This is a genomic window from Streptomyces sp. SID14436 (genome assembly GCF_010548465.1).
Classification (GTDB): domain Bacteria; phylum Actinomycetota; class Actinomycetes; order Streptomycetales; family Streptomycetaceae; genus Streptomyces.
This window is the reverse complement of sequence record NZ_JAAGMD010000666.1, coordinates 1-19,252: the sequence shown is the minus strand read 5'-3', so window position 1 is coordinate 19,252 and position 19,252 is coordinate 1. Positions and strand designations below refer to the sequence as shown.

Below are 19,252 nucleotides of genomic sequence, written 5' to 3'. Positions count from 1 at the left end.
GACGCGGGGAACCGTGCGTCGTGGCCCCTACGCGGGGAACCGGCGGTCCACCCACCGCCACAGGAACTCCAGCGTCGCCGCCGCCACCGCGGCGATCCCGACCGCCGTCCACGGCATCGTCATGCCGACCAGCTTCAGGGCGAAGAACTCCTGCAGCCACGGCACGACCAGCACCAGCAGGAACCCGGCGCCCATGGCCGCGACCAGGCCGACCCGCCACCAGGTGTAGGGACGGGCGATGATCGCCAGCACCCACATCGAGATCAGGAACAGCGTCAGGGTCGCCGCGCTGGTCTCCGCGCCGAGCGCGTCCGGGCCGCTGTAGTGGTGCCGGGCGATCAGGTACGTCGTGAACGTCGCCAGCGCGGCCAGCGCGCCGCCCGGGATCGCGTACCGCATCACCCGCCGCACGAAGTGCGGCCGGGCCCGTTCCTTGTTGGGGGCCAGGGCCAGGAAGAACGCCGGGACGCCGATGGTGAGGGTGGACAGCAGGGTCAGGTGCCGCGGCAGGAACGGGTACTCGACCTGCCAGCACACCACCAGGATCGCCAGCAGCACCGAGTACACCGTCTTCACCAGGAACAGCGTGGCGACCCGGGTGATGTTGCCGATGACCCGCCGCCCCTCGGCGACCACCGACGGCAGCGTGGCGAAGCTGTTGTTCAGCAGCACGATCTGCGCGACCGCCCGGGTGGCCTCCGAGCCGGAGCCCATCGCCACCCCGATGTCGGCGTCCTTCAGCGCCAGCACGTCGTTCACCCCGTCGCCCGTCATGGCGACCGTGTGGCCGTGCGACTGGAGCGCGCCCACCATCTCCCGCTTCTGCTGCGGGGTGACCCGCCCGAACACCGTGCCCTCGTCCAGCGCCCCCGCCATCCCGTCCGGGTCGGACGGCAGCCGGCGGGCGTCCACCGTCGCCCCCTCCAGGCCCAGCTTGGCGGCGACCGCGCCGACCGACACCGCGTTGTCCCCGGAGATGACCTTGGCGCGGACGTCCTGCTCGGCGAAGTAGCGCAGGGTGTCCGCCGCGTCCGGCCGCAACCGCTGCTCCAGCACCACCAGCGCCACCGGCCGCACGCCCTCGGCGGCTTCCGGGGCGTCGACGTCCACGCCGTCGCGGGCCCGGGCGAGCAGCAGGACCCGCAGCCCCTGCTCGTTCATCCGCACCGTCTCCGCCAGCGCCGGGTCGCCGGGCGCCAGCAGCACGTCGGGCGCGCCCAGCAGCCAGGTCACCGGCCGCCCGCCCGGCTCCTCCTCGAAGGTCGCGCCGCTGTACTTGCGGGCGGAGGAGAACGGCAGCGTGTCCGTCAGCCGCCACTCGGTGGTGTCCGGGTACGCGTCGATGATCGCCTGGAGGGAGGCGTTCGGCCGGGGGTCCGCCGAGCCCAGCTCGCCCAGCACCTTCCGCAGGTACGCCTCGTCCCCGTCGCCGAGCACCCGCAGCTCGGTGACGTCCATGCCGCCCTCGGTGAGCGTGCCCGTCTTGTCCAGGCAGACCGTGTCGACCCGGGCGAGGCCCTCGATGGCGGGGAGTTCCTGCACCAGGCACTGCTTGCGGCCCAGCCGGATCACCCCGATCGCGAAGGCGACCGAGGTGAGCAGCACCAGCCCCTCGGGGACCATCGGGACGATGCCGCCGACGGTGCGCGCGATGGAGTTGCGCAGCTCGTTGTGCTTCACCACCAGCTGACTGATGATCAGGCCGATCGCGGTCGGCACCATCATCCACGTCACGTACTTGAGGATCGTGGAGATGCCCGAGCGCAGTTCGGAGTGGACCAGCGTGAAGCGGGACGCCTCCTCGGCGAGCTGCGCGGCGTACGCCTCGCGGCCCACCTTGGTCGCCTGGAAGGCGCCGCCGCCCGCGACCACGAAGCTCCCGGACATGACCGGGTCGCCCGGCTGCTTCACCACGGGGTCGGCCTCGCCGGTGAGCAGCGACTCGTCGATCTCCAGGCCGTCCGCCTCCGCGCACGTGCCGTCCACGACCACCTTGTCGCCCGGACCGATCTCGATCAGGTCGTCCAGCACGATCTGGGACGTGCTGACCTCGACGGCCGTGCCGTCCCGCCGGACCGTCGGCCGCACCTCACCGATCAGCGCCAGCGAGTCCAGGGTCTTCTTCGCCCGCCACTCCTGGATGATGCCGATCCCCGTGTTGGCGAGGATGACGAAGCCGAACAGGCTGTCCTGGATCGGCGCCACGATCAGCATGATCACCCAGAGCACGCCGATGATCGCGTTGAACCGGGTGAAGACGTTCGCCCGCACGATCTCGGCCATCGACCGGCTGCTGCGCACGGGCACGTCGTTGACCTGCCCGCGGGCCACCCGCTCGGCCACTTCCGCGGAGGTCAGTCCGGTCACGCGGGACGTGACCGTGCCGGGCTGCTCCGCCGTGATCCGGCCGCCCGTGTCGAGATGCGTCATGCCTCTGACGTTACGTGCGGTCCGGGCGGCTCACCCACCGAACCCCCGCAACTTCCGACCTGGGAAGGAGAGGCGTCCTGCCGTGGTCGTACGGGACCCCCGGAGGGATCTTCCGGAGGGGGCTCGCGGAGGGGCTTGCGGAGGGGTGCCGTCCGGGGCCGGGCGTCAGTCGGCCGGGGCGGCCGGGGCGGGGCCGTCGGCGCGCGTCGCGCCGCCCGCCACACCGTCCGCCGCTGCGTCCCGTGCGGCCTGCGCCCGCTTGATCGCGGCGTCGCGCCGGCGGACGTACCAGATGCCGATGAAGCCGAGCCCGCCGCCGGCCAGGCAGGTCCACAGCCACCAGGTGCTGCCGTGGTCGTCGAACCAGCCGTAGAACGGCAGCTGCACCAGGAAGAGGACGAACCAGACGATGGTGCCGCCGACGATGGTGGCGACCACGGGGCCCTCCAGGGGCTCCGGTGCCTCGTGCTTGGGGGTCCACTTCTCCATGCGGGCAGTCTACGAGGGGCCGCCGCGGGCGGCGCGCACGCCACGTCTACGCGCGGAGATAGCGGAGCGGCCGTTATATGTTCATACTGAAACGGTTTGTCTCTGACCACTTCTGTTCGTAGGAAACGCCAAAGAGTCTCGCTCCGAGACCACCGGTGATGAGGTCCCGCATGTCCACGTCGGCTCCCGCCAAGGCGCCCACCCCGGAACACCCGGAGGGCGGCCCGGCGTACGGCGCCCTCGACCGCTACTTCAAGATCTCCGAGCGGGGCAGCACCCTCGCCCGCGAGATCCGCGGCGGTTTCGCCACCTTCTTCGCGATGGCCTACATCATCGTGCTGAACCCGATCATCCTCGGCAGCGCGAAGGACATGTACGGCAACCAGCTCGACAACGGTCAGCTGGTCACCGCGACCGCCCTGACCGCCGCGTTCACCACCCTGCTGATGGGCGTCATCGGCAACGTGCCGATCGCGCTCGCGGCCGGGCTCGGCGTCAACTCGGTCGTCGCGCTCCAGCTCGCGCCCCGGATGTCCTGGCCGGACGCCATGGGCATGGTCGTGCTGGCCGGCTTCGTGGTCATGCTGCTGGTCGCCACCGGGCTGCGGGAACGCGTGATGAACGCCGTCCCGTACGGCCTGCGCAAGGCCATCGCCATCGGTATCGGCCTGTTCATCATGCTGATCGGCCTCGTCGACTCCGGCTTCATCACCCGCATCCCGGACGCCGCCCAGACCACCGTCCCGCTCCAGCTGGGCGTCGGCGGTCACCTGAACGGCTGGCCGGTGCTGGTCTTCGTCCTCGGCGCGCTGCTCACGCTCGCGCTGATCGTGCGCAAGGTGCCCGGCGCGATCCTGCTGTCCATCGTCGCCATGACGGTCGTCGCGATGATCATCAACGCCGTGGCCGACATCCCCTCCTGGGGTCTGACCGACCCGACCTGGCCCGGCAACCCGGTGGCCAGCCCCGACTTCGGGCTGATCGGCGAGGTCAGCCTGTTCGGCGGTTTCGCCAAGGTCGGCGTGCTGACCGGTGTGCTGTTCGTCTTCACCGTGCTGCTGTCGTGCTTCTTCGACGCGATGGGCACGATCATGGGCGTCTCCGACGAGGCGAAGCTGACCGACGGCGACGGCCACATGCCCGGCATCAACAAGGTCCTGTTCATCGACGGCGTCGCGGTCGCCGCGGGCGGTGCCAGCTCCTCCTCCGCCACCACCGCCTTCGTCGAGTCCACGGCCGGGGTCGGCGAGGGGGCCCGGACCGGCTTCGCCAACGTCGTCACCGGCTCGCTGTTCGCCGTCGCGCTGTTCCTCACGCCGGTGGCCACCATGGTCCCGAGCCAGGCGGCCACGCCGGCGCTGCTCGCGGTCGGCTTCCTGATCCTGGCCGGCTCGGTCAAGGAGATCGACTGGGCGGACTACACGATCGCCGTCCCGGCCTTCGTCACGATGGTGATGATGCCGTTCACCTACTCGATCACCAACGGCATCGGCATGGGCTTCATCACCTTCTCCGTCCTGCGCCTGGCGGCCGGGCGCGGCCGGGAGGTCCCGGTGGCGATGTACGCGGTGTCGGCGGTGTTCGCCTTCTACTACCTGATGCCGGCCCTGGGCCTGACCTGATCGCCCGGGCCGTCGTCGCGAGCGGTTCTGCGGGGTCTCAGGTTCTCAGGTGACCCCGTAGAACCGCTCCGTCTCCTCGACGGCGGTCTGGAACCGCTGGTCGAAGTCGTCGCGCCGGAGCGTCCGGACGACATAGTCCTGGACGCTCATGCCGCGTTTGGCGGCATGCTCCCGGAGCCGTTCGAGCAGCTCCTGATCGATCCGCAGGCTGAGCACGTCGGTCCCCATGGACACGAGCGTTGCCGCACTTCTCGCCCTCGTGTGCCCCCTTCGCCGTATTGATCACTCGTACGAGTGATCCGGGACGGTAGTGGCCGGAGTCACGGCCGGTTCCGTGCCTCACGGATGGTCCTTAGCGAGAGTAATGAGTTACGCTAAGCACCATGCCGGACTTCAGCCATGGCGACGACGCAGCCGCCGTGAACTCCCTCCGCTCCGCCGTGATGCGGCTGTCCCGTCGGCTCAGGCACCAGCGGGTCGACGAGTCGCTCAGCCCCACGGAGATGTCGGTGCTCGGCACCCTGGCCCGCTGCGGCCAGGCCACCCCGGGCGAACTGGCCCGCAAGGAGCACGTCCAGCCGCCCTCCATGACCCGCATCGTCGCCCTGCTCGAGGGCAAGGGTCTGGTCCGGCTGGACCCGCATCCCGACGACCGGCGCCAGAAGGTCGTGCGGCAGACCGAGCAGGCGGAGGCCATGCTTGCGGAGAGCCGCCGCAGGCGGAACGCGTTCCTGGCCACGCTGGTGGAGGGGCTCGACGAGGACGAGTGGGCGAAACTGCGCGCCGCCGCCCCCGTGCTGGAGAAACTCGCACACCTGTAGGCCCGCCGCCGCGGCCCCACCGGCAGACCGCCGCCGCGGCGACGCCCTCGCAGAAAGCGCTGTAGCACCCGCTGTAGCAACAAGGAGATGAACCCTTTGAGTACGGGATCCGGAGCAGCTTCCGCCCCCGCACCAGACACCCACGACACCCCGGCAGCCCTCGACGGCTCCCCCCGCAAGTCCTCCATGTTCTCCTCGCTGAGGGTCAGGAACTACCGGCTGTTCTTCCTCGGCCAGGTCGTCTCCAACATCGGCACCTGGATGCAGCGCATCGCCCAGGACTGGCTGGTGCTCACCCTCACCGGCTCCGCCGCCGCCGTCGGCATCACCACGGCCCTGCAGTTCCTGCCGATGCTGCTGTTCGGCCTCTACGGAGGCGTCCTCGTCGACCGGCTGCGCAAGCGCCCCACCCTGCTCGTCACCCAGACCGCGATGGCCCTCACCTCCCTGGTGCTGGCCGTCCTCACGCTCACCGACAGCGTCCAGGTCTGGCACATCTACGTCGCCGCGTTCGCGCTCGGCCTGGCCACCGTCGTCGACAACCCGGCCCGCCAGTCCTTCGTCGCCGAGCTCGTCGGCCCCCGCCAGCTGCAGAACGCGGTCAGCCTGAACTCGGCGAACTTCCAGTCCGCCCGCCTGGTCGGCCCCGCCGTCGCGGGTGTGCTGATCACCGGCGTCGGCACCGGCTGGGCCTTCCTCCTCAACGGCCTGTCCTTCGTCGCGCCCATCGCCGGCCTGCTGCTGATGCGCTCCCGCGAACTGCACGCCGCCACGCCGTCCAAGCGCGGCAAGGGCCAGCTCCGGGAGGGCCTGCGCTATGTCGCCGGGCGGCCGGAACTGGTGTGGCCGATCGTCCTGGTCGGCTTCATCGGCACCTTCGCCTTCAACTTCCCGGTCTACCTCTCGGCCTTCGCCGACGACGTCTTCCAGGGCGGCGCGGGCGCCTACAGCCTCTTCAACATCCTGATGGCCGTCGGCTCCCTGGCCGGCGCCCTGCTCGCCGCCCGGCGCGGCACCGCGCGCCTGCGGCTGCTCATCCTCGCCGCCCTCGCCTTCGGCACCGTGGAGATCGTCGCCGCCTGGGCGCCGGCGATGTGGATGTTCGCGCTGCTCATGATCCCGATCGGCCTGTTCGCGATGACGGTCAACGTCACCACGAACACCAGCATCCAGATGTCCACCGACCCGGCCGTCCGGGGCCGCGTCATGGCCCTGTACATGATGGTCTTCCTCGGCGGCGCCCCCGTGGGAGCGCCCATCGTCGGCTGGATGACCGACACCTACGGCGCCCGGATCGGCCTCGCCGTGGGCGGTGCGATCGCCGTGGCCGCCGCGGCCGTCATCGGCCTCATCCTGGCCCGGCTCGGCAACCTGCGTCTCACCGTCGGCTGGCACGGCGGGCACCCGCGGGTGCGGTTCGTGCCGCGCGAGCGGGAGAAGACGCTGGTGGCGGCCTGACCCCTGCCGACCCCTGCCGGAGGGCTACCGGGAGGGTGTCCGCGGGGCCACCCCCGGGCGCGTCCCTCCCCGAAGCCCTCCGCCCCGGGCCACCCGGGGCCGGCCCTCCCTGCCGCGCGAACGGGAGAGGACCCGGCGGCGGCCCGAGGGTCTTCCGGAGCCCTGACCGCCGACGCCGACGCGGCGAGGCGCGGTGCCGCGGCCCGAGCCCCCGCGTGATCCACACCAGAGACCCATGAAGCCGTCGGGCCCCGGCCCACCCGCGAAACTGGACCCATGAGACTCTTCGCCGCCGTGCTGCCCCCCGAGGACGTCACCCGCGCGCTGGCCGCCGAGGTCGAGCGGCTGCGGGCGCTGCCCGGCGCGGACGCCCTGCGGTGGACCGGGCGGCCCGGCTGGCACCTCACCCTCGCCTTCTACGGCGAGGTCGAGGACATCCTCGTCCCGGACCTCGACGCCCGTCTGGCACGGGCCGCCTCCTGCACCGAACCCTTCGAGCTGGCGCTCGGCGGCGGCGGCCGGTTCGGCCGGGGCCGGGCCCTGTGGACCGGCGTCGACGGCGACCTGCGCACCCTGCGGCTGCTCGCCGAACGCTCCGAGGCCGCCGCCCGCAAGGCCGGCGTCCCGATGGGCGAGCACCGCCGCTACCGCCCCCACCTGACCCTGGCCCGCAGCCGCACCGACCTCGACGTCCGGCCCCACCTGGACGTCCTCGACGGCTTCCGCGGCCCCGCCTGGACCGTGACCGAGCTGGCCCTGGTCCGCAGCAGCCTGCCGGTGTCGGGCGTCCCGGGCGAGCAGCCCCGCTACGAGGCGGTCGCCCGTCACGCCCTGGGAGCGGCCGGTTAGTCTCGAAGGCGTGGACCCGAAGACCCGTAACCGGATCATGGCCGGTGCGCTGATGCTGATGTTCGTCGTCGTGGCACTGGCGGCGGCCCTGGGCAAGTAGCGCCGCCGCCCGCGCCCCGACGTACGGGTGTCACCAGGCGAACGCCTCCGGTGAGGGCCCCGGGCCCGGGAAGATCTCGTCCAGCGAGGCCAGCAGCTCCTCGCTCAGCTCCAGCTCCACCGCCCTCAGCGCCGACTCGAGCTGCTCCGCGGTGCGCGGGCCGACGATCGGTCCGGTCACGCCGGGCCGGGTGAGCAGCCAGGCCAGGGCGGCCTCGCCGGGGGCGATGCCGTGCTTGTCGAGGAGGTCCTCGTACGCCTGGATCTGCGCCCGCGAGGCGGGGTCGGCGAGGAAGTCCGCGGCCCGGCCCGACGCCCGGCGCCCGCCCTCCGCCTGCTTCTTGAGCACCCCGCCCAGCAGGCCGCCGTGCAGCGGCGACCAGGGGATGACGCCGAGGCCGTACTCCTGTGCCGCCGGGACGACCTCCATCTCGGCGCGCCGCTCGGCGAGGTTGTACAGGCACTGCTCACTGACCAGGCCGATGGTGCCGCCGCGCCGGGCCGCGATCTCGTTGGCCTGGGCGATCTTGTAGCCGGGGAAGTTGGAGGAGCCGACGTAGAGGATCTTGCCCTGCTGGATGAGGACGTCGATCGCCTGCCAGATCTCCTCGAAGGGGGTGCTGCGGTCGATGTGGTGGAACTGGTACAGGTCGATGTAGTCGGTCTGCAGCCGCTTCAGGCTGGCGTCCACGGCCCGCCGGATGTTGACCGCGGACAGCTTGTCGTGGTTCGGCCAGGCGTCGCCGTCGGCGGCCATGTTGCCGTACACCTTGGTGGCGAGGACGACCTTGTCGCGCCGGTCGCCGCCCTTGGCGAACCAGTTGCCGATGATCGACTCGGTGCGGCCCTTGTTCTCGCCCCACCCGTAGACGTTGGCCGTGTCGAAGAAGTTCAGACCGGCGTCGAGCGCCGCGTCCATGATGGCGTGGCTGTCGGCCTCGTCGGTCTGCGGACCGAAGTTCATCGTCCCGAGGACGAGGCGGCTGACCTTGAGTCCCGTGCGTCCGAGCTGCGTGTACTCCATGACTCCCCACCCAACGTCCTGGAGTGCGCTCCATGCAAGGGGATCAGTCCCGGGGGAACCGGTCCGTCGGCAGCGTCAGATCGGCCACGGTGCCGGTCAGGTCGATGTCGTCGCCGAAGTCCGGTGTCATGTAGACGTTGCCCCCGACGATCTCGACCCTGAATCCTTCGGGGACGGGCATCCGCTCCAGCCGCCCGAACCACTCGTCCAGACGCTCGGAGTCGACGTCGGCCATGGCGATCCTGTCTTCGAGACGGTCATCGTGGCGATCCTCCGCGTCGCACCCACGGACGAATGCGACCGCGCGGTACAACGATACGCACGGTGAGCAGGACACGGTGCCGTCCGGCCGGGCCGTTCCGCCGGGCGGCTACGCCTGCTCGTAGGGGCCGCCCAGGTCCCAGTCGCGCCACATCGCGTCGGCGAAGGCCGCCGCCATGCGGTGCTCGCCCGACTCGTTGGGGTGGGTGCCGTCGTAGGTGTCGGTGTGGAAGTCGTAGGTGGCGGCCGGGTCGGCGAGCAGGAGGGGGGAGGTGTCGGTGCCGAGGTCTATGACCGCCTTCGCGAGCAGGTCGTTGAAGCGGGCGACCTGGGCCGCGAAGGGGGCGTCCTGGTCGGCGCGGATGTTGTGCGGCACCGGCATGATCACCATGCGCACCGACGGCCGGGCCGCGCGGGCGCCGGCGACGAAGGCGCGGACGTTGTCCGCGGTCTGCTCGGCGTTGGTGTAGAAGCCGAGGTCGATCAGGCCGAGGGAGACCAGCAGGACGTCGGCGCGGGCGGTGCGGACGGCGTCGCCGATCAGCGGCGTCAGGTGGTGCCAGCCCTCGCCCCAGCCGGCGAGGTGGCCGCGCGGGAAGTCCGGGTCGGCGTAGGCGTACGAAGTGGGGGCCTCGGCGGCCTTGTCGTAGAGCGTCTCGCGCGGGCCCACGAGGGTGAACGGCCCGCCGTACGTGGCGCACAGGTGCTGCCACAGCCGGTAGCGCCAGGTGTGCTCACCCGCGCTCCCGATCGTCATCGAGTCGCCGACGGGCATGAACCTGAGCATCCGCTCATCATCGTTGATCGCCCCGGCCCGCGGGGTGTGAGACCGGCCACGCGACCGGGTGATCCCGGCCGGCGCTGAACTGCGGTGCCGGATGGCAGGCTTGGGGCATGCGCAGACCCTTCGCCCTGCTCGCCGCCGCCCTTCTCGTGGGCGCGCTCGCCGCGCCCGCCGCCGCAGCCGCGGGGGAGGGCCCGCGGGCGCGGGGCGACGGCGACGGCGGGTTCACGCTGAAGGACCCGCGGATCACCGAGTCCAGCGGTCTCGCCGCCTCCCGGCAGCACCCCGGCATCTACTGGACGCACAACGACAGCGACGACGGCCCCTACCTGTACGCCGTCGACAGCGCGAGCGGGGAGACCGTCGCCCGGGTCACGCTGTCCGGCATCGGCGCGCCCCGCGACGTGGAGGCGATCTCCATCGGCCCCGGCAACCGGATCTTCGTCGGGGACATCGGCGACAACCTCGGCGGGTCCTGGCCCCACGTATGGATCTACGAGCTGCCCGAGCCGAAGGAGCTCAAGGACCAGACCGTGCGGGCCACGCAGTACGTGGTGACGTACTCCGACGGCGCGCGGGACGCCGAGTCGATGGTCGTGCACCCGAAGACGGGCCGCGTCTACCTCATCGACAAGAACGAGGAGGGCGGGCACCTGTACGAGGGGCCCGCCGAGCTGTCCGCGTCGGGCACCAACGTCTTCCGGCGGACCGTCCCGATCGACCTGTGGGCCACCGACGCCGCGCTCTCCCCGGACGGCGAACACCTCGCCGTGCGCGGATACCTGGGCGGCATCCACTACGCCTGGAACGACGGGAAGCCGCAGCGCAAGGGCCGGCTGAGCGTGCCCCTCCAGGGCCAGGGGGAGTCCGTCACCTTCTCGGCGGACGGCACCCGGCTGCTGTACGGCACGGAGGGCGCCGAGAGCCCGGTCGAGGCGCGCGAGGCGCCCGGGGCGAAGGGCGCGGAGGGCGCCACAGGCGACGGCGACGGGGCGCGGGCCGGGGGCGGCGGTGCGGGGGGCGACGGACTCGACGACGGCGTCATGATCGGCGGAGCGGCCGTGGCCGTGATCTGCGCGCTGCTGTTCGCCCGGGGACGGCGCCGCCGGGGCTGACGGCGGGCGCGGCACGGCCGTGCGGTGGTCCGGGGTGCCGCGTCCGGTCAGGCCGTTTCCGCCCGGCGGGCGACGTGGACCTCCAGGCCGTCGAGGATGCGCCGCAATCCGAAGCCGAAGTGGTCGAAGTCGGGGCCGAAGGTGTCCTCCGAGAGGGCGGCCATCACCGGGTAGCGCCCGGTGCTCATGGCCTTCTCCAGAGTCGGCCGCTGGGCCTCCCAGAACTGGGACTCGGTCAGTCCCGAGGTGCGTTCCGTCTCCTGCCAGAACAGGTCCGTGCGGGCGGCGCCGACGACGTAGCCGTCGATCATGATGATGACCGACAGCAGTTCGGGGTCGGACAGTCCCATGGGCCTGATCCGGGCGAGCACCCGCTCCAGGCCGTCCAGCGCGTGGGGGCCGAGGACCGGGCGGGACTGGTTGACGCCCAGCAGCCACGGGTGGCGGTGGTACCGGGCGAGGGTGGCGCGGGCGTGTTCCTCCAGAGCCGCCTGCCAGCCGCCGTCGCCCGGGGACGCGGGGGCGTCGGGCAAGGCGTCGGGGGCGGCGGAGGGGGCGCGCCCGGGGCCGGGCGCGGCGTCGTCCTCGGGGCGCTGCACGCGGTCCAGCATCAGGTCGAGCAGTTCCGCCTTGCCGGGGACGTAGCGGTACAGGGTCATCGTGCCGGTGCCCAGTTCGGTGGCGATGCGGCGCATCGACAGGGCGTCGAGTCCGTCCCGGTCCGCGACCTCGACGGCCGCGTCGACGATCCGCTCCAGCGTCAGGCCCGGTTTCGGTCCCCGGCTCGGCCGCCGGTCGGTGTTCCACAGCAGGTCCAGGGTCCGGGCCAGGTCACCGCCCCCGCTGCTGCGGGTGTCGCCCGCACTGCTCGTCATGGGCAGCAGTCTAGGTGCGCCGAAAAAACCGAGTACGGCGTACGCGTTATCGAGTACGGTGTACCCGGTTTTCGGAAGGGGGACCATGAACGACGAACACGCGGTACACGCCCGTGCCCTGGAGAAGCGCTACGGCGGCCAGCGCGCCCTGGACGGCTTCGACCTGACCGTGCGCACCGGCACCGTGCACGGCCTGCTCGGCCCGAACGGCGCCGGCAAGACGACGGCCGTCCGCATCCTGTCGACCCTGCTCCGGCTGGACGCCGGGCGCGCCACGGTCGCCGGCCTCGACGTCGCCCGCCGGCCCCGCGAGGTGCGGGCACGGATCGGGCTCGCCGGGCAGTACGCGGCGGTGGACGAGGTGCTCACGGGACGGCAGAACCTGGAGATGTTCGGCCGGCTCTTCCACCTGGGCGGCGCCCGGGCCCGGACACGGGCGGCCGAACTGCTGGAGCAGTTCGGCCTGACCGACGCGGCCGACAAGGGGGCCGGCGAGTACAGCGGCGGCATGCGGCGCCGACTCGACCTGGCCGCCTCGATGATCCTGGCCCCGGCGGTGATGTTCCTGGACGAGCCCACCACCGGACTCGACCCACGCAGCCGGGGCGAGGTCTGGGAGTCCGTCAGAAGCCTGGTGGCGGGCGGCACGACGGTGCTGCTGACCACGCAGTACCTGGAGGAGGCCGACCGGCTGGCCTCCCGCGTCACGGTCATCGACCGGGGCAGGGCCATCGCCGACGACAGCCCGGAGGGTCTGAAGAACCTCGTCGGCGGCGACCGCGTCGAGGTCGTGGCCGCCGAACGCGCCGACCTCCCCCGGGTGATGAAGATCGTCGCCCGGGTCGCCGACGGGGAACCGGAGACGGACACGGCACAGGCGCGTGTCCACGCCGCCGTCACCGACCGGGTCGGGGCCCTGACCGAGGTGGTCCGCACCCTCCAGGACGAGGGCGTGCCGGTCGAGGACATCGGGCTGCGCAGGCCCAGCCTCGACGACGTGTTCCTGCGCCTCACGGGGCATCCGACGGGCGGCCGGGACGAGGAGGCGGCGGCATGAGCACCCTGGAACCGGCCGCGCAGGCCGGGCACGGCCGCGCGTACTGGGCCGTCGCCGACTGCTGGAACATCGTCCGCCGCGGGCTCACCCACTACACGCGTCAGCCCGCCAACATCGCCTGGCAGCTGGGCTTCCCGATCATGTCCGTGCTGCTGTACGGCTACGTCTTCGGCAGCGCCATGAAGGTGCCCGGCGGCGGCGACTACACCGACTTCCTGATGCCGGGGATGTTCGTGATGACGATGGCGTTCGGGTTCGTCAACACGGCGACCATTGTGGTGTACGACTCCACCAAGGGCGTCATCGACCGGTTCCGTTCGATGCCGATGGCCCCGTCCGCCGTGGTCGCGGGGCGGGGCGCGACCGATCTCGCCGTCGCCTGCGCCGAGTTGGCCATCATGATGCTGACCGCGCTGGCCATGGGCTGGCGCCCGGAGACCGGCTGGGGCTTCCTGGCGGCCTTCGGCCTGCTGCTGTGGCTGCGGTTCGCGCTGATCTGGGCCGGTGTCTGGCTGGGGCTGCTCGTGCCCAACCCGGAGGCGGCGGGCGGCCTGTTCGCGGTGGCCTTCCCGGTCACGATGATCTCCAGCGTCTTCGTCGCCCCGCAGCTGATGCCCGACTGGCTGGGAGTGGTGGCCGCCTGGAACCCGATCTCGGCGACGGCCGTCGCCGCCCGCGAGCTGTTCGGCACACCGGCCCCCGTCGGTGACTCCTGGGTCGAGCAACACGCGCTGCTCATGGCGGGCGTGTGGCCGCTGGTGCTGACACTGGTCTTCCTGCCGCTCGCGGTGCGCATGTTCCAGCGGCTCGGCCGGTGAGACGCCGAGGGGCGCCCCGCCTTCCGGCCGGGCGCCCCTCGTGACGGCGGTGCGGTTACAGCTTCTCGATGACGTGGTCGACGCACTTGGTGAGTGCCTCGACGTCGGCCGGGTCGATCGCCGGGAACATCGCCACCCGGAGCTGGTTGCGGCCCAGCTTGCGGTAGGGCTCGGTGTCGACGATGCCGTTGGCGCGCAGCACCTTGGCGACGGCGGCGGCGTCGACCTCGTCGGTGAAGTCGATCGTGCCGATGACCTGGGAGCGCTTGGCCGGGTCGGTGACGAACGGGTTGGCGTACTTGATGTCCTCGGCCCAGCCGTACAGGGTGCGGGCGGAGGTGGCGGTGCGGCGGACCGCCCAGTCCAGGCCGCCCTGGCCGTTGAGCCACTCCAGCTGCTGGTTCAGCAGGAACAGGGTGGCCAGGGCCGGGGTGTTGTACGTCTGGTTCTTGCGGGAGTTGTCGATCGCCGTGGGCAGGGAGAAGAACTCCGGGATGTGGCGGCCGCTCGCGTGGATCCGCTCGGCGCGCTCGACGGCGGCCGGGGAGAACACGCCGATCCACAGGCCGCCGTCGGAGGCGAAGGACTTCTGCGGGGCGAAGTAGTAGACGTCGGTCTCGGCGATGTCGACGGGCAGGCCGCCCGCGCCGGACGTGGCGTCGACCAGGACGAGCGCGCCCTCGTCGGCACCGGCCGGCCGCTTGATCGGCATGGCCACGCCGGTGGAGGTCTCGTTGTGGGTGAAGGCGTAGACGTCGACACCGGCGGCGGCGGCCGCCTCGGGGTGGGTGCCGGGGTCGGCGGCGATGACGTCCGGGTCGGCGAGCCAGGGGGCCTGCTTGGCCGCCTTGGCGAACTTGGAGCTGAACTCGCCGAAGGTGAGGTGCTGCGACCTGTTCTCGATCAGGCCGTGGGTCGCGATGTCCCAGAAGGCGGTGGAGCCGCCGTTGCCGAGGACGACCTCGTAGCCCTCGGGGAGCTGGAACAGCTCGCGGATGCCCTCGCGCACGCTGCCGACCAGGTTCTTCACCGGGGCCTGGCGGTGGGAGGTGCCGAGCAGGGACGTGCCGGTCGCGGCCAGTGCGTCCAGCGCCTCCGTCCGCACCTTGGAGGGACCCGCGCCGAAACGTCCGTCGGCGGGCTTGATGTCAGCGGGAATCTGGATCTCAGCCACGAAAGGGGAGCCTAGCGGCTGACGGAGGGGCGCGGCGCGTTTCGTCCGTCCGCTGAGACGGCCGGCGGACCGTGCGGTCCACCGGCCGTCCCGGGCGTCAGGTGCCGAGGCGCACCGGCAGCTCGTACAGGTCGTTCTGCGTGACGACCGGCTTGTTGCGCAGCTCGCCGGCCGGAACGGCCAGGTCGAGGCCGGGGAAGCGGGCGTAGAGCGCCGGGAGCGCCACGCCGGCCTCCAGCCGGGACAGGGCGGCGCCGGGGCAGACGTGCGGGCCGTGGCCGAAGGAGATGTGCCGGCCGGCGGTCTCCCGGGTGATGTCGAACTCACCGGCCGTCGGACCGTGCGCCTGCTCGTCGCGGCCGATCGCCGCGTACGACACGATCAGCGCGTCCCCGGCGGGCAGCACCTTGTCGCCGACGGGCACGTCCTCGGTGGCGAACCGGATCAGGACGTGCGAGGTGGGGGTGGACCAGCGCAGCGTCTCCTCGATCACCGCCGGCCACTCGGCCTTCCCGGACAGCACCAGCTCCCGCTGCTCGGGGTGGGTGGAGAGGTTGACCACCGCGTTGACGATCAGGGAGATCGTCGTCTCGTGTCCGGCGGCCACCATCAGCTGGAGCGTGGAGACGATCTCCTCGTCGGTGAGCCGGTCGCCGCCCTCCGACGCCTGCACCAGTGCGGACGTCAGGTCGTTGCCCGGGTTCTCCCGCTTGTGCGCGACCGTCTCGGCCATGATCGCGGCCAGCTCGGTGAGCGTGGCGACGACCTCCTCCGGCGGGGTCTGCGTGGAGAAGAACTTCTCGAACAACACCTTGAGCCGCGGCAGCCGTTCCTCCGGCAGGCCCATCAGGTCGGCGATGACGTACATCGGCAGCGGGTACGCGAACAGCGCCTTCAGGTCGACGGTGTCGCCCGGCTCGGCGGCCACCCGGTCGAGCAGCGAGTCCGTCAGCTCGGTGATGCGTTCCCGCATGTGCTCGACCCGGCGGGGCGTGAGCGCCTGCGCGACCAGGGTGCGCAGCCGGCGGTGGTCGGCGCCGTCCACGGTCAGCATGGAGCGGGGCGGGTTGGCCAGGCCGATCAGCGGCCAGTCGGGGGCTATCTCGCCGCGCTGCCAGGCACCCCAGACGTTGATGTCCTTCACCAGCCGCGGGTCGGTCAGCAGCTTCTTCGCCTCGGCGTGGTGGGTGACCGCCCACACGTCCACGCCGCCCGGCAGTGTCACCGCGGCCAGCGGCCCGGCCGCCCGCAGCGCGGCGCTCTCCCCGTCCAGGTCGGAGACGAAGGGGTCGAGGTGGATGCGGTCCGTGCCCGCCGCCGGGTGCGGGGCGGTGGGGCGCGGTGCGGTCGGGTCCGTGGCGGCCGTCATGCGGGCGTTCCTCCAAGGGCGGGGGTGGGAGTGAAGGTGACCGGGAGTTCCGACAGCCCGCGCAGCCAGGGCGACGGGCGGCGGGAGAGCGACGCGGCCGGCACCGCGAGGTCGATGTCCGGCAGCCGGTCGAGGACGACCTCGATGCCGGTGCGCGCGATCACCTCGGCGATCTCCTGCGCCGGGAAGGGGCAGCGGTGTTCGCCGTGCCCGAAGGAGAAGTGCGCGCCGTTGCCGCCGGTCAGGGCGGAGCCGTCGGTCCGCACCTGCGGGTCGGCGTTGGCGCCCTGGAGGCCGAGCAGCAGCAGGTCCCCGGCGCGGATGCGGCGCCCGCCCAGCTGGGTGTCGCGGGAGGCCCACCGCCCGGCCACGTTCTGCGTCGGGGTGTCCTCCCACAGCACCTCGTTCATCGCCTCGGCGATGCTGTTGCGCCCGCCGAACAGGGAGGCGGCGAACCGGGAGTCGGTCAGCATCAGGTGCAGCGAGTTGCCGATCCAGTCGGCGGTGGGCTGGTGCCCGGCCGCCATCATCACCATGAGGTCCTGGACGATCTCCTCGTCGGTGAACCCGGAGGTGTCGGCGAGCATCCGGGTCACCACGTCGTCGGCGGGCTGTTCCCGGCGCAGGGCCACCAGTTCGGTCATCGAGGTGAACAGGTGGGTCTGCCCGGCGATGGCCCGCTCCCGGCCGTCGATCATGTCGTTGAGGGCGGTGACCAGGGCCGGGCCCTGGTCGTCGGTGAACCCGTAGAGCCGGGTCAGGACCCGCACCGGGAGCAGCATCGCGTACTCGGCGATGATGTCCGCACGGCCCTCGGGGCAGATGCCGTCGATCAGTTCGTCGGCGAACTTCTCGGCGGAGCGCCGCAGTTCGAAGGGGTCCACGGCCTCCAGCGCGGCGACCATCATCCCGGCCCGCTGCCGGTGCCGCTCGCCGACCGTGTAGAGGATCGACGGCTGCTTGCGGCCGATCATCGGCAGCAGCGGCCAGTCGTCGGGGATGTTCACCCACTGGTTCCACAGGTCGGAGTCGCGGCTGAACAGCACCGGGTCCCCGGTGATCTGGTGCAGTTCGCGGTAGCCGAGCACCAGCCAGGCCGGTATGTCGCCGTCGAGCAGGATGGGGACGACGCTGCCGTGGGCGCGCCGCATCTCCCGGTACACCCTGGCCGGGTCGTCCTGGAGCAGGGGCCCGCTGAGGCGGACGGGATCGGGTTCGGGGGCGGAACGGGGGGCGGGGCTCACACCAGCTCCTGACGGGAGTCTCGGGAGGGGGAGGCGTACCGGGCCTGGATGTGCTCCACCAGCGTGATCAGCACGATCTTGCTGGACTCCCGGGACCGCGCGTCGCAGTTGACCAGCGGCACGTCCGGGTCCAGGTCCAGCGCCTCGCGGATCTGCTGCGGGGTGAAGGTGGGCCCGCCGAAGTCGTTGCAGGCCACGATGAACGGCGTGCCGTGCTTCTCCAGCCGGTCGATGGCGTACCAGGAGTCGTCGATGCGCCGGGTGTCGACGAGCACGACCGCGCCCAGCGTGCCGGAGAACAGCCGGTCCCACAGGAACCAGAAGCGTTCCTGGCCGGGCGCGCCGAACAGGTACAGCACGTTGCGCGCGTCGAGCGTGATGCGGCCGAAGTCGAAGGCGACGGTGGTGGCGGTCTTGCCGCGCACCCCGCTGATGTCGTCGACGTCCTCGCCCGCCTGGGTCATCGTCTCCTCGGTGTTGAGGGGACGGATCTCGCTCACCGAGCGGACCATGGTGGTCTTCCCGGCGCCGAAGCCGCCCACGACCACGATCTTGAGGCCGTTGTCGGCCGACGAGCCCAGCGGTGTGCGGGCTTCGGCCGTGGGGCGCGTGTCAGAGGTTGCGGAGTCCAACGAGCACCTGCTCCAGGATGTCGGGGTCGGGAACGGCGGTTCTGCGCGGGTGCCGGGCGCTGACCCGGCCCGCCGCGAGCAGGTCGGACAGCAGGATGCGGGTGATGCTCACCGGCAGCTTCAGCTCGGCGGCGATCTCCACGACCGCGGTGGGGCGTCCGGTCAGCCGTAGGATCGCCGCGTGCTCGGACTGCATGCCGGGCACGGGGTCGCATTCGGCGACGACGAGCGTCACCAGGTCGAAGGGGTTGTCGGGGCCGGACCGGCTGCGCCCCTGGGTGAGGGTGTAGAGCCGGTCCGGTGCGTCGTCCCTGCCCGGCCTGCTCATGAGGTGCGCGGCTGGGCGGTCAGGTGCTCGCCGATCTGCTCCACGAGCTCGCTCATGTTGTGCCCGACGAGTCCGGCGTCCGCGTCCTCCGCGGTGACCACGGCCAGGTGCGCGCCCTCGCCCGCCTCGACGATGAACAGCACGCCGCCGTAGAACTCGGTCATCGCCGAGCGCACACCGCCGCTGCCGTCGCCGAACTCCACGGAGGCGCCGTGGGACAGCGACTGGATGCCTGCGGCGATGGCGGCGAGCTGGTCGGCCTGGTCGGCGGAGAGCTCCGGAGTGCGGCACAGCTTCAGGCCGTCACGGGACAGCACGAGCGCGTGCCGCGCACCCGGCGTGCGCTCCAGCAGGCCCTCGATCAGCCAGGTGAGCTTGTCGTCGGCGGTCGTCGTGCCGGTCATGTGGTCGTGTCGCCTTCCGGGGTATGGGGGGTTGCTGCGGTGTCGGGGGTGGACGGGGTGGGTGAGGAGAGTGGGGAGGCTGGGGTGTCGGTGGCGTCGGCGTCGGTGGTGACGGTGGCCGGGTCGGCGTCGGTGGCCGGGTCGGCGTTGTGGTCGGGGCCGGGGCCGGGGCCGGGGGTGGCGGAGGCCGGGGCGGCCGTGGCGTCCGGGCTGTCCGTCGGGTTCGGGGCCGTGGGCAACGGGGTGTCGGCGGTGTCCGGGGTGGCTGCGGGGTCCGCGAGGGGGGACGTGTCCGCCGCGTGCGCGGTGTCCGCGGTGTCCGGGGTGTCCGGGGTGTCCGCCGTGCCGGTGGCGTCCGGGGCGTCGGCGGCCTCGGGGGTGTCGATGGCCTCGGGGGTG

General features: G+C 72.1%; 20 protein-coding genes and 1 pseudogene. 7 read left to right on the top strand and 14 right to left on the bottom strand.

The window, feature by feature from the left end:
- Positions 1–27 precede the first annotated feature (27 nt).
- Together G3I53_RS23825 and G3I53_RS23820 are read right to left on the bottom strand one after the other, a co-directional pair.
- Complete coding sequence (locus tag G3I53_RS23825; protein ID WP_164333559.1) at positions 28–2,430, bottom strand: HAD-IC family P-type ATPase; 2,403 nt, start codon at positions 2,428–2,430, stop codon at positions 28–30.
- A gap of 165 nt (positions 2,431–2,595) precedes the next feature.
- Entirely contained in the window at positions 2,596–2,919 is a 324-nt protein-coding gene (locus tag G3I53_RS23820) for a DUF2530 domain-containing protein (RefSeq protein WP_164438747.1), read from the bottom strand.
- 170 nt (positions 2,920–3,089) lie between these two features.
- On the opposite strand from G3I53_RS23820, the gene G3I53_RS23815 reads away from it, so the two are divergent.
- The gene (locus tag G3I53_RS23815; RefSeq protein ID WP_164337392.1) at positions 3,090–4,541 is read left to right on the top strand and encodes an NCS2 family permease; all 1,452 of its coding nucleotides are present in this window, start codon (positions 3,090–3,092) and stop codon (positions 4,539–4,541) included.
- A gap of 45 nt (positions 4,542–4,586) precedes the next feature.
- Here the strand turns inward: G3I53_RS23815 and G3I53_RS23810 are convergent, their stop codons facing one another.
- Positions 4,587–4,769, bottom strand: coding sequence for a CopG family antitoxin (locus G3I53_RS23810; protein WP_164337393.1), 183 nt, complete (start codon positions 4,767–4,769; stop codon positions 4,587–4,589).
- 155 nt (positions 4,770–4,924) lie between these two features.
- Between G3I53_RS23810 and G3I53_RS23805 the strand changes: the two genes are divergently transcribed.
- The 3 genes from G3I53_RS23805 to thpR all read left to right on the top strand — a co-directional run bounded on the left by G3I53_RS23805 (position 4,925) and on the right by thpR (position 7,669).
- Positions 4,925–5,362, top strand: a complete 438-nt coding sequence (locus G3I53_RS23805) for a MarR family transcriptional regulator (RefSeq protein ID WP_164337394.1) — start codon at positions 4,925–4,927, stop codon at positions 5,360–5,362.
- A gap of 96 nt (positions 5,363–5,458) precedes the next feature.
- On the top strand, positions 5,459–6,820 hold the full coding sequence (locus G3I53_RS23800; RefSeq protein WP_164337395.1) for an MFS transporter: 1,362 nt from the start codon (positions 5,459–5,461) through the stop codon (positions 6,818–6,820).
- Positions 6,821–7,096: 276 nt separating this feature from the next.
- A complete protein-coding gene (thpR, locus tag G3I53_RS23795; RefSeq protein WP_164438746.1) occupies positions 7,097–7,669 on the top strand; it encodes an RNA 2',3'-cyclic phosphodiesterase in 573 nt (190 codons plus the stop codon).
- 130 nt (positions 7,670–7,799) lie between these two features.
- On the opposite strand, the gene G3I53_RS23790 is transcribed toward thpR, so the two are convergent.
- The 3 genes from G3I53_RS23790 to G3I53_RS23780 form a co-directional block, all read right to left on the bottom strand.
- Entirely contained in the window at positions 7,800–8,792 is a 993-nt protein-coding gene (locus G3I53_RS23790) for an aldo/keto reductase (RefSeq protein ID WP_164333413.1), read from the bottom strand.
- Positions 8,793–8,835: 43 nt separating this feature from the next.
- Positions 8,836–9,027, bottom strand: a complete 192-nt coding sequence (locus G3I53_RS34585) for a hypothetical protein (RefSeq protein WP_164333414.1) — start codon at positions 9,025–9,027, stop codon at positions 8,836–8,838.
- A gap of 135 nt (positions 9,028–9,162) precedes the next feature.
- The gene (locus G3I53_RS23780; protein ID WP_164333415.1) at positions 9,163–9,840 is read right to left on the bottom strand and encodes a GDSL-type esterase/lipase family protein; all 678 of its coding nucleotides are present in this window, start codon (positions 9,838–9,840) and stop codon (positions 9,163–9,165) included.
- Between the two features lie 107 nt (positions 9,841–9,947).
- Between G3I53_RS23780 and G3I53_RS23775 the strand changes: the two genes are divergently transcribed.
- On the top strand, positions 9,948–10,952 hold the full coding sequence (locus tag G3I53_RS23775; protein ID WP_164438745.1) for a WD40 repeat domain-containing protein: 1,005 nt from the start codon (positions 9,948–9,950) through the stop codon (positions 10,950–10,952).
- A 47-nt stretch (positions 10,953–10,999) separates the two neighbouring features.
- Here G3I53_RS23775 and G3I53_RS23770 read toward each other — a convergent pair whose 3' ends face one another.
- Positions 11,000–11,827 (bottom strand): TetR/AcrR family transcriptional regulator, encoded by an 828-nt coding sequence (locus G3I53_RS23770; RefSeq protein ID WP_164332391.1) that lies wholly within the window; start codon positions 11,825–11,827, stop codon positions 11,000–11,002.
- Positions 11,828–11,912: 85 nt separating this feature from the next.
- On the opposite strand from G3I53_RS23770, the gene G3I53_RS23765 reads away from it, so the two are divergent.
- Together G3I53_RS23765 and G3I53_RS23760 are read left to right on the top strand one after the other, a co-directional pair.
- Positions 11,913–12,884: an ATP-binding cassette domain-containing protein gene (locus tag G3I53_RS23765; protein WP_164332392.1), complete on the top strand. Its 972-nt coding sequence runs from the start codon at positions 11,913–11,915 to the stop codon at positions 12,882–12,884.
- Positions 12,881–13,702 (top strand): ABC transporter permease, encoded by an 822-nt coding sequence (locus G3I53_RS23760; RefSeq protein WP_164332393.1) that lies wholly within the window; start codon positions 12,881–12,883, stop codon positions 13,700–13,702. Before G3I53_RS23765 ends, G3I53_RS23760 begins: the two co-directional genes overlap by 4 nt.
- A 55-nt stretch (positions 13,703–13,757) precedes the next feature.
- Here the strand turns inward: G3I53_RS23760 and serC are convergent, their stop codons facing one another.
- The 7 genes and pseudogenes from serC to G3I53_RS23725 form a co-directional block, all read right to left on the bottom strand.
- Positions 13,758–14,876, bottom strand: a complete 1,119-nt coding sequence (gene serC / locus G3I53_RS23755) for a phosphoserine transaminase (protein WP_164332394.1) — start codon at positions 14,874–14,876, stop codon at positions 13,758–13,760.
- Positions 14,877–14,973: 97 nt separating this feature from the next.
- Positions 14,974–16,245, bottom strand: a complete 1,272-nt coding sequence (locus G3I53_RS23750) for a cytochrome P450 (protein WP_164332395.1) — start codon at positions 16,243–16,245, stop codon at positions 14,974–14,976.
- On the bottom strand, positions 16,242–17,489 hold the full coding sequence (locus G3I53_RS23745; protein WP_164332396.1) for a cytochrome P450: 1,248 nt from the start codon (positions 17,487–17,489) through the stop codon (positions 16,242–16,244). The genes G3I53_RS23750 and G3I53_RS23745 overlap by 4 nt, the downstream gene beginning before the upstream one ends.
- Positions 17,486–18,121, bottom strand: coding sequence for an ATP/GTP-binding protein (locus G3I53_RS23740; RefSeq protein ID WP_239064071.1), 636 nt, complete (start codon positions 18,119–18,121; stop codon positions 17,486–17,488). Before G3I53_RS23740 ends, G3I53_RS23745 begins: the two co-directional genes overlap by 4 nt.
- On the bottom strand, positions 18,102–18,449 hold the full coding sequence (locus G3I53_RS23735; RefSeq protein ID WP_164332397.1) for a DUF742 domain-containing protein: 348 nt from the start codon (positions 18,447–18,449) through the stop codon (positions 18,102–18,104). The genes G3I53_RS23740 and G3I53_RS23735 overlap by 20 nt, the downstream gene beginning before the upstream one ends.
- Positions 18,446–18,853, bottom strand: a complete 408-nt coding sequence (locus G3I53_RS23730; protein ID WP_164332398.1) for a roadblock/LC7 domain-containing protein — start codon at positions 18,851–18,853, stop codon at positions 18,446–18,448. The genes G3I53_RS23735 and G3I53_RS23730 overlap by 4 nt, the downstream gene beginning before the upstream one ends.
- Positions 18,850–19,252: pseudogene (locus G3I53_RS23725) on the bottom strand (hypothetical protein); the annotation flags it as partial. The gene G3I53_RS23730 and the pseudogene G3I53_RS23725, both read right to left, overlap by 4 nt.

Bases quoted from the DNA above. Each gene is read 5' to 3' on its own strand.
- thpR (WP_164438746.1), top strand. From the start codon at position 7,097: ATGAGACTCTTCGCCGCCGTGCTGCCCCCCGAGGACGTCACCCGCGCG.
- G3I53_RS23810 (WP_164337393.1), bottom strand. From the start codon at position 4,769: ATGGGGACCGACGTGCTCAGCCTGCGGATCGATCAGGAGCTGCTCGAA.
- G3I53_RS23750 (WP_164332395.1), bottom strand. From the start codon at position 16,245: ATGACGGCCGCCACGGACCCGACCGCACCGCGCCCCACCGCCCCGCAC.
- G3I53_RS23780 (WP_164333415.1), bottom strand. From the start codon at position 9,840: ATGCTCAGGTTCATGCCCGTCGGCGACTCGATGACGATCGGGAGCGCG.
- G3I53_RS23770 (WP_164332391.1), bottom strand. From the start codon at position 11,827: ATGACGAGCAGTGCGGGCGACACCCGCAGCAGCGGGGGCGGTGACCTG.
- G3I53_RS23775 (WP_164438745.1), top strand. From the start codon at position 9,948: ATGCGCAGACCCTTCGCCCTGCTCGCCGCCGCCCTTCTCGTGGGCGCG.
- G3I53_RS23765 (WP_164332392.1), top strand. From the start codon at position 11,913: ATGAACGACGAACACGCGGTACACGCCCGTGCCCTGGAGAAGCGCTAC.
- G3I53_RS23735 (WP_164332397.1), bottom strand. From the start codon at position 18,449: ATGAGCAGGCCGGGCAGGGACGACGCACCGGACCGGCTCTACACCCTC.
- G3I53_RS34585 (WP_164333414.1), bottom strand. From the start codon at position 9,027: ATGGCCGACGTCGACTCCGAGCGTCTGGACGAGTGGTTCGGGCGGCTG.
- G3I53_RS23820 (WP_164438747.1), bottom strand. From the start codon at position 2,919: ATGGAGAAGTGGACCCCCAAGCACGAGGCACCGGAGCCCCTGGAGGGC.
- G3I53_RS23760 (WP_164332393.1), top strand. From the start codon at position 12,881: ATGAGCACCCTGGAACCGGCCGCGCAGGCCGGGCACGGCCGCGCGTAC.
- G3I53_RS23805 (WP_164337394.1), top strand. From the start codon at position 4,925: ATGCCGGACTTCAGCCATGGCGACGACGCAGCCGCCGTGAACTCCCTC.
- G3I53_RS23815 (WP_164337392.1), top strand. From the start codon at position 3,090: ATGTCCACGTCGGCTCCCGCCAAGGCGCCCACCCCGGAACACCCGGAG.
- G3I53_RS23790 (WP_164333413.1), bottom strand. From the start codon at position 8,792: ATGGAGTACACGCAGCTCGGACGCACGGGACTCAAGGTCAGCCGCCTC.
- G3I53_RS23730 (WP_164332398.1), bottom strand. From the start codon at position 18,853: ATGACCGGCACGACGACCGCCGACGACAAGCTCACCTGGCTGATCGAG.
- G3I53_RS23825 (WP_164333559.1), bottom strand. From the start codon at position 2,430: ATGACGCATCTCGACACGGGCGGCCGGATCACGGCGGAGCAGCCCGGC.